This window comes from uncultured Pseudoteredinibacter sp. (assembly GCF_947500695.1).
GTDB lineage: Bacteria > Pseudomonadota > Gammaproteobacteria > Pseudomonadales > Cellvibrionaceae > Pseudoteredinibacter.
The window spans coordinates 786735-802154 of sequence record NZ_CANMSS010000001.1; the positions used below are offsets into that span (position 1 = coordinate 786735).

A 15420-nucleotide genomic window follows, 5' to 3' on the forward strand; every position below is an offset into this window, starting at 1 on the left:
CGAAGAAATATAAGCAAATAACTCATCGAGTATTTTTTAAACAACAGGGGTTTGGGATTTCGATCTGTCCAGCCAGATAAAATTGCGCACAGCCAAACAACCAATAAACACTCAAACTCGTTTCAGCAAAACATAAAAAAACCGGCACTAGGCCGGTTTTTTTATGTCGCTAATTTTCAGTTAATTAAAAATCAGCGCTTACACGCATGTACCAAAAGGCGCCGTTAAAGCCAAATGGAGAAGTTACTGCATACTGCTGACCCAAGAAGCCCAATACGCCATTACCTTCTCTGTCTGGATATTCGTCGAAGATGTTTTCACCACCAATAGCAACGGTGTATTTATCATCAAAGACAACACGTGCTTCCAAGTCTACCAGTACCGCACTGCCGTAATCGAAGACATCGCTGCCATCACCTGGGCCAAATAGACCACCGGTAGATTTCCAGTCGCCGTAGCGATTTACGCGTAGTAGGCCTTCAAAGATGTCCTGGCTGTAGTTGAAGCTAAGAACAGAGTTGTGCTCAGGTACTTGATTCTCCAAATCGAAAACTCGACCTTGGTTAATCGTACCTGATTTAACATCAGATACTTCCTGCTGGTTGTAGTTGTGGCGGAAATCCACATCTAACATACCCTGACCAACTTCAAATGAAGAGTGGATATTCAAGTCAATACCAGAAACATTAGACTCAAAGCCATTCACAAAGAAGTTACCATTACTGCCCGCTAGCAAGTCCGCATTAGGAATATTAGCCGCTTTTAGCTTCGCCAGCTCATCATCACCAATGGTGAAGTTTTGCAGAGCGATACGATCTTCGATAGTAATATCGTAGAAGTCCATGGTAATGGTTGTGTTATCACCTGGGGTGTAAACAAAACCAATGGTGAAACTGGTGGATTCCTCAGGAACTAATTCTTGAGCACCTAGCGCTATAGCTATTGGGTGATTAACTGGATATGTACCGCTAGGAATCAAGTTGCCAGCTGAATCAGCAGTGGTCGTCACATTCAAAGTATTAACCTGACCAGGTGTCGGAGCACGGAAACCGGTGTTAGCGGTAGCACGTACAGCAAACTGCTCGGTAAATTCGTAGCGACCAGAGATTTTCCAATCTAGGGTAGAGCCAAACTCTTCGAAATCTTCATAACGCAGAGCTACCGCTGCAGAAAGTTGCTCGGTAATATCGGTTTCAGCATCCACATAGAAAGCATAACTCTCACTGTCGAAAGTACCAGCAGACTCGACAGGGAAACCCTGGAAACCGTCTGAACCTAAGCCAAAGATTGTGGTGGTCGGACCTGCTTGAATAGAGGCTGCATCACCCGCACCGATGGTGTAAGACTCTTCACGCCATTCAAAACCAAAACCTAAGTTAAGCGGTGAATCGTCCCAAGTTTTAACAAAATCAGCATTCAAGCTAGATTCTTCTTGAGTCAAAGTACCTGGCTTAAAGCTAGTTGGCGATAAGCGACCTAAACTTGGGTTAATACTTTGCTGAAGTACGTACTCGACTTCGTTTTCCGCAGAACGTAGACGTACGTCCCAGGTCAAGTTTGGATTGAACTCGCCCTTAGCACCTAGCACTACGCTGTAATCGCTAATGTTTGCACCAAACAGTGGGCTATAACCGCCAGGGAATAACTCATGGATTGGGTTACGCAATACAAAGCCGCTCGGGCTATTGCTGTCAGCTGTTAGATAGTCTGCTGGGTTTAAACCTTGGTTAACAATGCTATTTACAATATCTGCAGAAGCATTATCTGGCAGACCATCGCCATCAGCATCAATCTGCAAAGTAGTACGAGCACCAATATTCTGCTGATCAGCAGCATTTGGTAGTACTGGAGTACGATAGAAGAAACCCGATAAGGTTTCATTGTCTAGGTAAGAAACGTTACCGTAGACTTCTGTGGTTTCATTCAACTCGATACCGGCATTTACAAAGAACTTCAACGCTTCAATATCTGGATCACCCCAGCGTTGACCAAAGCCGTTATAAGGCACTAGGTTATCACCAACAATATCGCCAACTGAGGCGGCATCAGGACGTGGTGTACCACGACTGGTAATATCAGAAGCGCTGTACTCTACAGTGGTGTTAATGAAACCGTTTTCAGTTAATGGCAAACCAAAGTTCGCACTAACCATTGAACGCTCGCCGTCACCTTCGCTGTACTCACCATATTGAGCCGCCAAGCTAAAACCTTCGTCGGAATCATTTAAAACAAGGTTTACAACACCAGCAATGGCATCGGAACCGTACTGCGCCGATGCACCATCACGAAGAACTTCTACACGCTTGATCGCAGCAGATGGGAAAGCCGAGAAATCAACGCCCTGCGAACCTTGGTTAGTGGTCCCTAGAGGAGCCAACTGCAAGTTCACCAAAGCTGAGCGATGACGACGGGTACCATTTACGGTAACTAAGGTGTGGTCTGGGGATAAATTACGCAAAGTCACCGGACGGACGAATGCAGTACCGTCCGCAATTGGGAAGCGCTGAGTATTCAGCGAAGGGGCAACCTTGGTTAATGAATCGGTTAAGTTAAAAGAAGCTTGCTGGCCTAGCTCATTACCACCCATTACATCAATGGGCGATAACGTTTCTTCAGGGGACAAACCTTCTTTACGAGTACCAATGGTAACAACTTCTTCAATTAGCTGATCATCACCGTTGGTTTGCGCTACCGTGGTATTTGCACTGGCAGCAATGGCAATCGCTAGAGCCGATTTTAAAAACAGGCGCTGCGAACTGTCGCGGTTGAACATGGATGCTCTCCTATCACATTGACCCAATCGGGCCGATTATTATTCTTAGAGAGGCACGGCAGAAGGTTAAAAACCATTATTATCACTGCCGGCCCGCTATGGTGCCGCGCTGATTCTTTATATTGCGCATCTGCTTAGACGGCAGAAAACACAGAAAATGATTAAGTCTTATTGCTCAATCACCGACCAACACTGACATTGCAGCAATTATTACAGTTTTAAATTGAAATATATATCTAAAATATTGCATAAATGTGCGCATTTATTTCGATAAAAACATTAGAAAAGCCTAATTTTATTCGATTTAGCTATTTTTGCAGCACTTTGTAAAAAAAATCCCGCTTAATTAAGCGGGATTTTTTGCGGGAAAAGCTACTTTTGTAAGCAGACTTTATGGATTATTTTGTATTTAATTGCTCAATAATCGGCAGGAAATCGCGCGCCCAGACTTTATCGTCCACCACGCCAACGTGTTTATGGCGGATAAATCCTTGTTGATCCACCAAATAGGATTCAGGAGCACCAAACACACCAAGGTCTAAGCCCAAGCGTCCATCACGATCCATCACGCTAAATGCATAAGGGTCTTTTAGATCTTTTAACCACTGGCGTGCCGCATCGGGTTGATCTTTATAATTAACACCAACAATGCGTACGCCCTGCTCGGCCAATTCTAATAAGTACGGGTGTTCGACTCGGCAGACGACACACCAAGTCGCCCACACATTCACCAGTGTTACTTGTCCCTTTAGATCACTTTGATTTTTCAGCTGCTGCTCATCTTTCAGTATCGGCAAACTAAATTGAGGGAAAGCTTTATCTTTCAAAGCCGAAGGCATCGCCGTCGGGTCTAGCGACAGGCCTTTCCATAACAATGCCGCCAAGGCGACAAATATCGCTAATGGAACAAAGAGCTTTAATCGAGCCATTGGGTCTCCAGATGGTATAAATATTTAAGCGGTAGTTGATGTCGCCGGCATTTCGGATTGCACGGCGCTTAAGCGGCGATAGCGCTTATCCGCTACCGCAACGAAGCCACCAAAGCCCATTAATAGGCAGCCGATCCAAATCCACATAATGAATGGTTTTACATAAACCCTTACCGCCCAGGCGCCCTCACCTAAATGCTCGCCCATCGCCATGTATAAATCACGACCAAAGGAAGAATCTACCGCAGCTTCCGTCATCATATTCCCACCAGAAAAATAGCGGCGTTTTTCAGGGCCAAGTTCAGCAATCTGTTTGCCATCTTTTAATACGGTGACATTGGCTCTATCGGCAATGTAGTTAGGGCCACGAACGCCCTCAGTACCAGAAAAGTTAAACTCATAGGCTCCGACACTAACCTTATCGCCAGGTACGAGTCGCACATCGCTTTGCACACTGTAAATCGAACTCAATCCACCACCCACGACGGTCATACCTAATCCGATATGGGCTAGCATCATGGCATAAAAGCTCGCGTTCATATTAAACAGCTGCGAGAAAGTTGAACCTCGTTTCTTACTCGCTTTACTCCACCAGTCTCTTAGACTTACCGCAATCACCCAGAAGCCAATCGCTGCACAGAGCCACCCTTGCCAATGAAAGCCATCGCCATACATTAGCGCTACCGCCAACCCCATTAGAACAGCAGCCGCAGCTGGAACCCAAAGGAAGCTCGCCAACTTTTGGCCTTTGGTCTTTTTCCACTGCGACACAGAGCCAAAACCCAAGAGAACACTGAGCACTAAAACCAGCGGAACGAAAAAGGCATTGAAGAACGGCGGGCCTACAGAGATACGACCCAAGCCCATTGCATCCGCAATTAAAGGATACAAGGTGCCTAGCAAGACGGTTAACATAATCACGATTAACAACATATTGTTAAGCAGCAAAAACATTTCCCTAGACATCCAACCAAAGGTTGCAACCGCTCTCATAGTGGGTGCTTTAAGTGCGTAGATCGTTAAAGAACCACCTACCACCAGGGCCAAAAATCCTAAAATAAATACACCGCGCTCAGGGTCGGTAGCAAAGGCATGTACTGAAGTGATTACCCCTGAACGAACCAAGAAGGTGCCCAACAAACTTAGAGAGAAGGCGAAAATTGCCAACAAAATAGTCCAGCTCTTAAATACGCCGCGTTTTTCAGTTACCGCAAGAGAATGCACCAGCGCGGTAGACACTAACCAAGGCATAAAAGAAGCGTTTTCAACCGGGTCCCAAAACCACCAGCCGCCCCAGCCAAGTTCGTAATAAGCCCACCAGCTTCCCAAGGCAATACCTAATGTTAGAAAGGCCCAAGCCGCCGTTGCCCAAGGGCGAGACCAACGCGCCCAAGCACTATCCAAACGACCGGAAAGAAGCGCTGCGATCGCAAAGGCAAAGTTAACGCTTAAGCCTACATAGCCCATATAAAGAATAGGCGGGTGGAAGACAAAAGCTGGATCTTGTAATAAGGGATTTAGATCGCGCCCTTCGCTCGGGGTATCCGGTAGCAGACGATCAAAAGGATTGGAAGTGAGCAGCATAAACAGCAAAAAGCCGATGGTTAAGAAGCCCAATACCGACAGCACTCTGGCAACCATTGCCATTGGTAAAGAGCGACTCAAACAGGCGACCGTGAATGTCCATCCAGTAAGCATCAACACCCACAATAAGAAAGATCCTTCGTGACCACCCCAAACCGCTGACGCTTTGTAGTACCAAGGCAACATAGAGTTTGATGTCGCTGCGACATAAGCAACGGAGAAATCACTCTCCATAAAGGATATTGTTAAGCAGGCATAAGCCAAAGCAATAAAAACAAACACCCCTGTTGCTAAGCTGCGAGAGCTACGCATCCACAAAAGGTTATTGCTGTAGCTACCAATCATTGGAATAGCGGCCAGCAAAAATGAAAGTCCCAAGGCTACAATGAGCGCAATATGTCCAAGTTCGGCTATCATCAGAAATCCAATTATTAGTAGTTTTTATTACCAGACATATCCATGCCATCACAGCTGGCCTGGTGTGATGTTCCGGTTTTTGCGCTGGCATCCGCCATCGCTTCTGCAACCTCTACCGGAGTATAGTTCTCATCATGCTTAGCTAACACCTGCTCGGCCATAAAAATGCCGCCTTGCATTTGGCCATTTACCACAGCGGCCTCACCTTCGCTAAAAAGATCTGGCAGTATGCCTGTATATTTGACCGTAACATCACCCTTGCCATCAGTTATCGCAAAGCTCACCGCAAGATCGGTCTTACTGCGTAAAATAGAGCCTGGTACCACACAGCCACCAGCTCGAATATTAACGCCCTCTGGAGCCTCGCCATCAATAAGCTTGGATGGTGGATAAAATAGATTAATGTTTTGTCGTAGCGCGAAGGCCATTAAGCCAACCGCCACTGAGGCGAAGACGACAATAAATAAAACAATCATTAAGCGCTGCTTTCGCACCGGGTGCATTGGCATAGTACTTCTCTTTCTAATCAGACTTTAGAGGTTAAGCGTTACTGTTATTATTTTGCATAGCTAATTGTTGCTCGGCGATTTTCTCCTGCCTTAGCAACTGAGTTTGTATCGACTTTCTTCGGCTAATCGGAGCCAAAATGATATAGCCCAGAGCCAACACGGCTGCAAAATAGCAAGCCCAAACATAAGGACCGTGACCAGCCATAGATAAAAATTCAGCGAAGCTATCGAATCGAAATTGCATACTAATCCTTAGGCTTTTTGCAGAAGCGCCTGCTTAACCCATTTTGTTTTAATCTCTCGCTGTAAAATTTCGCTGCGAGTCGCCGACAATAGGGCCCAGGTAAAAAATAGATAAAAACCGATAATCATTGCCAACAATGGGTACAGCATCTCTGAAGCAATACTGCTTGAGGTCATTTTGATTGACGCTGGCTGATGAAGGGTAAACCACCAATCGACAGACTTGTAGATAATGGGAATGTTCACCGTACCTACTAAGCTCAAAATGGCACTGGCTTTGTCGGCCATTTCTTGATCGCTAAACGCTTCTTGCAGGGCGATCACCCCCAAGTACAAGAATAATAAGATGAGCACTGAAGTGATACGAGCGTCCCAAACCCAATAGGTACCCCAAGTAGGTTTTCCCCATACCGCACCGGTAAACAATGCCAAAGCCGTTAATACGGCACCTATAGGTGCGGCGACCTTCATCACCATATTGGACAATTTCATTTTCCAAATGATGCCAATACCACCGGCTATTGCCATAACATAGTAAGCGGCCATTGCGACGATAGAGGTAGGCACATGTAGATACATGATTCGATAGCTATTGCCCTGCTTAGCGTCCATTGGGGCAAAGCCTAAAGCCCAAATAGAAACAGAGATAATGATCAACAGGCTGATACTTAATAGCCAAGGCATCCAAGCTGTCGTTTTTTCATAAAACCACTTTGGCGAACCTAATCTGTGAAACCACTGCCAAGCCAATGTTTGCCTCTCTCAGCCGCTGGGGGCGTTAATTATTCACACTCATTTTCAGCGCACCGGCAATCGCCAGTGGTGCTGCGATAATAGCTAGGGCTAAAAAAGACCCCAATACCGCCAACTGGGTATTATACGCAAATCCCTCAATGGCTGCTCGTACTCCGCTGGCGCCAAAGATTAACACTGGCACGTACAGGGGCATTACGATTAGGGACAACAATAAGCCCCCTTTTCTTAGGGAAACCGTCAGTGCCGCCCCTATTGCCCCTATCAAACTTAAACTGCCCGTACCCAGTAACAGACTCAATAAAAGTGGAATATATCCCGCTTCGGGCAAGGACATCATTACGCCCAGTAACGGTGCCACAAGTGTTAATGGCACGCCGGTTGTTAGCCAGTGCACAAACACCTTCGCCATCACATTGATATAACTGGATTGGGGACTGAGCAGTAACTGCTCCAAGGTTCCGTCGTCAAAATCCGATCGAAACAAGGCATCTAAAGACAGTAAAGTCGCCAGCAATGCCACCACCCACAACATCCCAGGTGCTAACATGGCCAAGGTTTTAGGACTAGGACTCACCCCCAGCGGCACCATGGTAATCACTAACAAAAAGAAGATCAGCGGATTAGCCAGTTCACCACGGTGTCGAATAGCGATTTTTAAGTCGCGCTTTAGGGTCGCCCAAAAGGCCTTACCTACTGTTGGGTTTGAACTATGCAGACTTGAACTCACTTACAAGCCCCCCATTAACATATCGGGAGTCGGCAAGTAGTCTTGTAAGTCCACCTGCTTCAGTGTGTCCAGCTTTAAATCTTGATGAGTACTAAGAATTACGATTCCGCCACTGGCACTGTGTTCGGCGAATCGGCGCTCAAGCTTTGCAATACCCGCCTTATCAATTGCGGTTAGCGGCTCATCCAATACCCAAATACGAGCCTTGCTCAGATACAAGCGTGCTAAAGCAACTCGACGCTGCTGACCGGCCGATAGATTGAAACAGCTTTGATCCTCATAGCCATATAATCCGACTTCTTTCAAAGCCGTTTCGATTCTCTCTTCCAAATTGACATCATCGCCTTCCAAACCGGCATACCAGCGCAAGTTTTCTGCGGGGCTTAAGGTTGATTTGATACCAGCAAGATGGCCCAGATATAGCAACTGGCTGCGATAGGCATAGAGATTTTGATGCAAAGCTTGCCCATTAAAGCGGATCTCACCCACTGCAGGCTGGGACAGGCTTACCAAACACCTAAGCAAGGTCGTCTTCCCAGCTCCATTAGGCCCAAGTAACTGCAATACATCCCCCGCATTGATCTCGATACTCAGTCCGGAGAACAATTGGCGCTCATCGCGCTGGCAGGCGATATTATCCAGGCTAATAGCAAGGGCTTGTTGGTCTTTACTGTTAGCCATTATCTAGGGCTTCCACTCGGGCTGATTCAAACGAGCGGCATTATAGAGCTTTTTTCGGCAGGAACCTATTGCACAGGATCAAACTCTAGGCATTTCAGAGACTTATCTCTTATCTATCATAGCAGCAATCCTTACTAGGAAGCCCTCTCCACACTCTAGAAAGCTTGCCGATTGCCGATACAGGCATATAGGCAACATTTTGAAGCGAATTCTTGGGGCAATCTTATGGTGATAGCAAACACGGCAAACCCTAGTTCAGGGCAAAACGTAGCTAAAGCAGCCAAAGAAGAGCCGACTGCGCTTAAAGAACAAAGCCAAAAATCAGATTCAGCAGCTCCTAAACAGAGCTCCACGGAAAAGCCATCGCTAAACACCAGCTTAAGCAGCGTATTAACTAGCCGCCTGAACAGCCTGCAGTCGAATAACCCCAGTAGCTCAACAGTTCAGCTCACTACAGATAAGCAACTTTTTAAGCTGCTACCTGCTCGCTTACAGGGCTTGTTTGCCCTTGGGCTTATCAGCACACATAGTGACGCCAAAGCAAAAGTCGTGGCCAGTGCCGCCGCCGAGGCTAGACAGGTACAGTTATTACTCCCCCTATTAAAGCAAGACAAAAGCTTTAGCAGTGCAGAGCTCATAAAACAGCCACCTACCCTACTTAAACTTGATCTGGCCGGCCATCAAATTGTAACCGTTTCCAAAGAGCCAATCGCCAAAGGGGAATGGGTAAATCTTAGACTCAACCAACAAGGCCAACTAATACTCAGCAAGCCAACGAATGCTATTGGGCAGCCCAACAAAGGCAATGTGAGTACATTGGCTAAAAGTCCTCAACTTACAATTCAGCAGGCCTTACGTGAAGCCCTACCAAGCCAGCAAAACTTGGACAAGGCTATTGGCCAAATTCAGCGACTCCATCAAAGCTTAAGCCTGCTCCCTCCTAAACATAATCTGATCAATGCCAATAGCCGCATGATGATTCAGCAGCTGGCCGAAAAGCTCCCCAGCCTGCAACAACTTGGAAGCAGTAATGCTGTAAAACTAAGCCTGCAAAACAATGGCATACAACATGAACAACAACTCGCCAAACTTGCTGAAGCCCTGGGTCAACTTCCCAACAAAGAGGCAGCAACATCTACACAACCAAATATTATTAAAGGGCTATCAGGTTCTGCGCCACTGAATGATCTAAAGACTCAATTACTGCGCTTAGCACAGAGTCTCAAAAATGATGTGCAGCTGAGCCGATTACAGCAATCCATAAGCCAGAGCGCGCCGAGCAGCAAAGGTATACCGAGCGCAGAGCCAAGCGGCTCAAACCAGAGTCAGACGAGCAGCCTGCCCAGCAACTTGAACCCTAAGCTCGCCAATATGTTGGATCTTTTGTTAAATCCCAAACATCTTGAAGCTAAGAACCAAGCTTTTCTTTTAGATCAATTTAAACAGCTGCAAGGTCCACAGCTGCGCGTCTTACGGGAACAACTCAAACAAAAGCTCCTTAGTATTAGCCAAGCGGGGGTCGCAAAAATTCAAACCCAGCAATTAAGCTCCCTTAGCGAGGCGGCAAACGGTGTTGTACAACGCTGGTTATTGGAGCTTCCCTTCACTCACCAAGGGCAGGTGCACAGTATCGAATTGGAGATACAGCAGCGCGAAGCGAAGAAGCAAAGCAAAGAACAAAAAGCCGTAAAACAATGGCAGCTGCGCCTCAATATCGACCTAATGGAGTTAGGTGCACTACAAGCTGATATCAAGCTGCACGAGCAACAAAGCAATATTCAACTCTGGTTTAATCACGCCAGTACGCAAAAGCTCGCGCTTAGTTATATTCACGAACTAAAAGAAGCTCTACAAGCCAAGGGGCTGGATGTGGAAGAGCTTCGCTGTCACCAAGGCATACCGCCTAAGCTAGAGAACAAACTGCAGTTTCAACTTATCAATACCAGGGCCTAAGCCATGATCAATCACAATGAACCGTTTAGTGATGCCGAATTAAGCCAAGCCGTTGCCCTGTTTTATGATGGCGAAACCGCCCCGCAGGTCACCGCCAAAGGTGCAGGCGCTACCGCTGAGGAGATTATGGACATTGCTCGTGAGCACAAAGTCCCCATGTGCGAAAACCCTGAACTTATCAAACTACTAAGTGAAGTCGAACTAGGCGAGCAGATTCCCGAAGCGCTTTACGCCTGTATTGCTCAAATTTTGTCCTTTGCCTATCAACTACAAGGCAAATCCCCCAACAATGCTCATTGAGATGTGCTAACTGAGCATTAATATTCCCAACAATCTGTCGTCCAGACACTTGAGACAGCTGCAAGCAACAGGTAAGGTTAAGACTCCTAGTCATAACTAACGATAACAAACCTTTATTTGAGCCTTTATGGAAAAGCAGCACCCTCTTGCGCCTTGTGTTTCAACGGATGACCTAAAGCAAGCCATCGATGCACGCGATAATAAAACCTTAATTTTTGACTGCCGCTTCGCCTTAGGTGATCCCAACTACGGCTTGCTCTCTTATGAGCAGGGTCATATCCCGGGTGCTTATTTTTTAGACATCGAGGCGGATTTATCCGCGCCGGTAGAAGGTCATGGCGGTCGCCACCCTCTTCCACGCATTGGCGAGCTGCAAGAGCGCCTACGTAGCTGCGGCCTTACCCGCTTTCACACAGTAATAGTTTATGACGATCAGTTTAGCGCCTATGCGGCCAGAGCTTGGTGGCTATTGAGATTTATGGGTTTAGAAAACGTCTATATCCTGGATGGCGGCTATAAAGCTTGGCTAGATTCTGGCGGCAGTGTGGACAAGCGCGAGCCGGCCCCCAAGCCAGGCAATTTTCTGTGTCGACCACGCGCCGGCTGGATCAGCGATTATGAAGGCATCAGTAGCATTAGCCAGCAATTGCAAAATAACAGTAATAGCGAACATCTGCTTATTGACGCTCGCGAAGAAAAACGCTTTCAAGGCATTGAAGAGCCTATCGACCCGGTTGCCGGACATATCCCAGGCGCTAACAATATGCCTTGGCAAGACCTTGTTGATGAACAGGGTTTTTTCAAACCCCTAAGCTACCACCAAAATCGCTGGGCTTTTGTAGAACCACAACAAGTGCCCATCAATTACTGTGGCTCAGGCGTAACGGCCTGCATGAATTTGGTCTCCCAGTATATTGCTGATAGACAAAACGCGATGCTCTATCCCGGCAGCTGGAGCGATTGGTGTAGCTACCTTTAGCGCTTATTAAATACACTGCTAATAAAGGCTGACTTAAAAGCCACGCCATTGCGCCCTTTTTCAGGCCGACACTAACTTATGATTTACCTATTGCTCTTTGTTGCCGGCGCGATAGCTTGGATGATTAGCACCGTAGCTGCCGGCGGCGCAGCCATGCTATTGATACCCATATTGGGACTAAGCATGTCCGCCCAATCAGTTGCGCCGGTGATCACTGTTGCCAGCCTAATGGCGAATCCCTCTCGCACCTTTGTGTTTTGGCAATATATCCACTGGCCGGTTATAGCTCGCTTGCTTCCAGGGAGTGTTTTAGGAGCCCTTATCGGTGCTTATGCCTTTACCCAAGTCCCCGCTTTTTACTTACAGTTTATCCTGGGCATTTTTTTATTATCTACCCTATGGCAATACCGCTTTGGCAAACGTAAACGCTCTTTTCCCATGCCCAGCTGGGCATTCTTTCCGCTTGGAATTAGCGTGGCTTTTGTATCCGGCATAGTGGGTGGAGCCGGCCCGGTGATGAATCCATTCTTTTTAAATCACGGTTTAGAAAAAGAGCAACTGGTCGCCACCAAAGCATTTAACTCCTTAGCTTTACAAAGTACAAAACTGCTTAGCTATTTAGGGCTTGGAGCGATGAGCTGGGAGATGGGCCTTAGCGGCCTGCTTATTGGGGCTGGTGGCATTGTGGGCGTTTTCTGGGCACGTAATCATCTAGAAACAATCGATAACGAACGCTTTCGCCAATACGCACTTTATTTAATGCCAATTGGCGGCGTGCTGTTAATTGCCAAGGCCTTTGCTAGCCTATAACGCTAGTATTAAAAAGCACTGCGTATAAAAACCATACATAAAAACCAGGCATAAAAAAAGCGCAAGAATACTATTCCTGCGCTTTTGCTGGTCGCCGAACTATAACGACTTAGACATTCAAACCGATCGGACAAGTCACCCCAGTACCGCCAATACCACAATAGCCCTGCGGGTTTTTATCCAAGTACTGCTGATGATAGTCTTCAGCATAGAAAAACTCAGGGGCCATTTGAATTTCTGTGCTGATCTGGGCTAAGCCAGCTTTATCCAGCTGCGCCTGATAAGCATCGCGACTGGCTTTAGCTAGCTCAAGCTGTTCTGCACTTAGGCAATAAATAACCGAACGATACTGAGTACCTAAATCGTTACCCTGGCGCATTCCCTGGGTCGGGTCATGGTTTTCCCAGAACACTTTTAATAGATCTTGATAGCTGATTTTAGTCGCATCAAATAAAACCCTGACTACTTCGGTATGCCCGGTCATACCAGAACAGACTTCTTCGTATGTGGGGTTCTTGGTGTAGCCGCCAGCATAACCAACCGCAGAGCTGCGCACGCCCTCTTGTTGCCAAAACTTTCGCTCGGCGCCCCAAAAACACCCCAAGCCAAAAACCGCTTCGCTTAAACTTTCAGCAAATGGCGGCACGATAGATTCACCCGTAACCGTATGAGCAGTACTCACTTGTATAGCTTCATCACGGCCAGCTAAGGCTTGATCTGGGCTAACCATTTGAGATTTGTCATGTTGCAACATATTAAAAACTCTCTGTTTAAACGCTGTAATAAACGCCAAAGATTTCATTACTGCTGTGCAGCAGCTTCAGCGAGCAATTCGCGTGCAATAATGATTTTTTGTACCTCGGACGTTCCTTCATAGATAGAAGTAATTCGAACATCACGAGCATATCGCTCCAGTGGGTGATCTTTTAAATAGCCAGCCCCACCAAGTAACTGTAAGGCTGTATAACAAACCTGATTGGCCTTTTCAGTGGCAAAAAGCTTAGCCATCGAAGCCTGCTTACCAAATGGCAAGCCCTTGTCTTTCAAATAGGCCGCGTTCATTAATAATAGGCGAGCAGCCTCTAGATCGGTATAGGCTTCACTCATCATCCACTGAATACCCTGAAAATTGGCAATTGCCTGACCAAATTGCTCACGCTCCAATACATAAGCGCGACCATAATCCATCGCAGCAGTCGCTACACCTAAAGCAAGAGAGCCAATACCGATTCGGCCACCGGCCAATTCGCTGACGGCTATTTTAAAGCCTTGGTTCAGCTCGCCCATCATGGCACTGGCAGGCACTCGGCAATTATCAAAAATAACTTCATTGGTAGCCGAGCCATGCTGCCCCATTTTATGTTCAGCGGGCGCAATAATCATCCCAGGAGTATCCGCTTCTACCAAAAAGCAGCTAATGCCCTTGCCTTTTTTCGCATCTTTGTCTGTTACGGCCCAAACTACAAACACACCAGCGTATTCTGCACTGGTGATATAAAGTTTGCTGCCGTTTAGGATAAAGTCGTTACCCTCTCGAACGGCGCTTGCGCGCATTCCCGCTGGGTCCGAGCCCGCCGAGGCCTCTGTTAAACAAAAACCACCTGCAGCGTATTCTCCACTGCAGATTTTCGGAATGTACTTCTGTTTTTGCTCGTCATTGGCCACCGCTTGAATCACCTCAGCAACCATATTAGTAACTGACATGGTTACTGCGGTAGAAGCACAGGCTTTGGCAATTTCACTGATAGCCAAACTAAAGGAAATCACACCGGCTTCGCTACCGCCATATTCTGAAGAAACATTTAGCCCCATAAACCCAAGCTCGGCCAACTTACGTAAATTGGCCAGCATTGCTGCTCTACCTGACCCGCTATCAACTTCCGCGGCAACCGGAGAAAGTTCAGATTCTGCAAAGCTACGGGCAGTATCTTGAATCATTTGCTGTTCTTCGTTTAGGGCTAAATCCATGGAATATCTCTCTTCTTATCTTTTAATCAGTAACTATTGCTAGATATACACTACATCATTTAGGTCGTTTGACATATTACCTGCAGCAACATCAGTTTACCCTAGCCACCTAAGGTTTTAGACATTCAGGCCAAAATAACAATAGTTGTTGCCATTAACGCTCAAACTTGGTGGAAAGCACCACAGATGTCTGGGTACGAATAACCCCATCCAGCTCTGAGATATGATCTACCGCTCGGTCCAGATCTTCAGTCGAAGCCGACTTGATATTAGCAACCAGATCAAATTCACCGCTAATACTGTATAGCGCCCCAACATCATCCATAGCCTGCAGCTTTCTGCAGATCTGACTAACCTTGCGCTGCTCGGTAGCAATTGAGACATGAGCTTCAATCATTGTGCCTCGATAGGCATTCGAGAGGCGTACGGTAAACCCTTGAATTATGCCCTGCAGCTGAAGTTGCTGGATATGACTTTGCACGGTAGCTCGGGTTACCCCAAGTTCACGCGCTAACTCAGCAACTGAGGCTCGTGCATTATTGCTTAGCAACTGAATTAAATGGCGATCCAAGTCAGATACGGTTTTCATATTCAACTCTCAGTAAATGAGACCAATTTAGTGGCGCAACTTAGCGGGCACTTTAGCTTAACCGGGGTATTTGACCCGAAATATTACATTTTGACAAGTTCACTATACGTTTTGATCATCAAAAAATTACATTTTGCAAAGTCTGATTATTAATATTGGCAAGTAAGCTGTCTATACTGCCAACTATCTGAGGGGCACTGGC

At 46.7% G+C, this 15420-nt stretch carries 15 protein-coding genes; 4 read left to right on the plus strand and 11 right to left on the minus strand.

Annotated elements, in window-relative coordinates; all coding sequences use genetic code 11:
* Window positions 1-184: 184 nt before the first annotated feature.
* The 8 genes from Q1A08_RS03135 to ccmA all read right to left on the minus strand — a co-directional run bounded on the left by Q1A08_RS03135 (window position 185) and on the right by ccmA (window position 8619).
* On the minus strand, window positions 185-2773 hold the full coding sequence (locus Q1A08_RS03135; RefSeq protein ID WP_299769594.1) for a TonB-dependent receptor: 2589 nt from the start codon (window positions 2771-2773) through the stop codon (window positions 185-187).
* A 398-nt stretch (window positions 2774-3171) separates the two neighbouring features.
* The gene (locus Q1A08_RS03140; protein ID WP_299769596.1) at window positions 3172-3702 is read right to left on the minus strand and encodes a DsbE family thiol:disulfide interchange protein; all 531 of its coding nucleotides are present in this window, start codon (window positions 3700-3702) and stop codon (window positions 3172-3174) included.
* 24 nt (window positions 3703-3726) lie between these two features.
* Entirely contained in the window at window positions 3727-5703 is a 1977-nt protein-coding gene (locus tag Q1A08_RS03145) for a heme lyase CcmF/NrfE family subunit (RefSeq protein WP_299769598.1), read from the minus strand.
* A gap of 14 nt (window positions 5704-5717) precedes the next feature.
* The gene (gene ccmE, locus Q1A08_RS03150) at window positions 5718-6206 is read right to left on the minus strand and encodes a cytochrome c maturation protein CcmE (RefSeq protein WP_299769911.1); all 489 of its coding nucleotides are present in this window, start codon (window positions 6204-6206) and stop codon (window positions 5718-5720) included.
* Window positions 6207-6243: 37 nt separating this feature from the next.
* Window positions 6244-6456: a heme exporter protein CcmD gene (gene ccmD, locus Q1A08_RS03155; RefSeq protein ID WP_299769601.1), complete on the minus strand. Its 213-nt coding sequence runs from the start codon at window positions 6454-6456 to the stop codon at window positions 6244-6246.
* A gap of 8 nt (window positions 6457-6464) precedes the next feature.
* Window positions 6465-7205, minus strand: coding sequence for a heme ABC transporter permease (locus Q1A08_RS03160; RefSeq protein ID WP_299769604.1), 741 nt, complete (start codon window positions 7203-7205; stop codon window positions 6465-6467).
* Window positions 7206-7233: 28 nt separating this feature from the next.
* Window positions 7234-7938, minus strand: a complete 705-nt coding sequence (ccmB, locus tag Q1A08_RS03165) for a heme exporter protein CcmB (protein WP_299769607.1) — start codon at window positions 7936-7938, stop codon at window positions 7234-7236.
* On the minus strand, window positions 7939-8619 hold the full coding sequence (gene ccmA, locus Q1A08_RS03170; protein ID WP_299769610.1) for a cytochrome c biogenesis heme-transporting ATPase CcmA: 681 nt from the start codon (window positions 8617-8619) through the stop codon (window positions 7939-7941).
* Between the two features lie 225 nt (window positions 8620-8844).
* Between ccmA and Q1A08_RS03175 the strand changes: the two genes are divergently transcribed.
* The 4 genes from Q1A08_RS03175 to Q1A08_RS03190 all read left to right on the plus strand — a co-directional run bounded on the left by Q1A08_RS03175 (window position 8845) and on the right by Q1A08_RS03190 (window position 12661).
* Window positions 8845-10572: a flagellar hook-length control protein FliK gene (locus tag Q1A08_RS03175; protein WP_299769613.1), complete on the plus strand. Its 1728-nt coding sequence runs from the start codon at window positions 8845-8847 to the stop codon at window positions 10570-10572.
* A gap of 3 nt (window positions 10573-10575) precedes the next feature.
* Window positions 10576-10872: an EscU/YscU/HrcU family type III secretion system export apparatus switch protein gene (locus Q1A08_RS03180; RefSeq protein WP_299769614.1), complete on the plus strand. Its 297-nt coding sequence runs from the start codon at window positions 10576-10578 to the stop codon at window positions 10870-10872.
* A 127-nt stretch (window positions 10873-10999) separates the two neighbouring features.
* Window positions 11000-11851: a sulfurtransferase gene (locus Q1A08_RS03185; RefSeq protein WP_299769617.1), complete on the plus strand. Its 852-nt coding sequence runs from the start codon at window positions 11000-11002 to the stop codon at window positions 11849-11851.
* A gap of 78 nt (window positions 11852-11929) precedes the next feature.
* Complete coding sequence (locus tag Q1A08_RS03190; RefSeq protein WP_299769620.1) at window positions 11930-12661, plus strand: sulfite exporter TauE/SafE family protein; 732 nt, start codon at window positions 11930-11932, stop codon at window positions 12659-12661.
* 109 nt (window positions 12662-12770) lie between these two features.
* Here the strand turns inward: Q1A08_RS03190 and msrA are convergent, their stop codons facing one another.
* The 3 genes from msrA to Q1A08_RS03205 form a co-directional block, all read right to left on the minus strand.
* The gene (msrA, locus tag Q1A08_RS03195) at window positions 12771-13415 is read right to left on the minus strand and encodes a peptide-methionine (S)-S-oxide reductase MsrA (RefSeq protein WP_299769623.1); all 645 of its coding nucleotides are present in this window, start codon (window positions 13413-13415) and stop codon (window positions 12771-12773) included.
* 47 nt (window positions 13416-13462) lie between these two features.
* On the minus strand, window positions 13463-14629 hold the full coding sequence (locus Q1A08_RS03200; RefSeq protein ID WP_299769626.1) for an acyl-CoA dehydrogenase family protein: 1167 nt from the start codon (window positions 14627-14629) through the stop codon (window positions 13463-13465).
* Between the two features lie 154 nt (window positions 14630-14783).
* Window positions 14784-15218 carry an Lrp/AsnC family transcriptional regulator gene (locus Q1A08_RS03205; protein WP_299769630.1) on the minus strand — a complete coding sequence of 145 codons (435 nt, stop codon included), beginning with the start codon at window positions 15216-15218 and terminating at the stop codon, window positions 14784-14786.
* Between the last annotated feature and the right edge of the window lie 202 nt (window positions 15219-15420).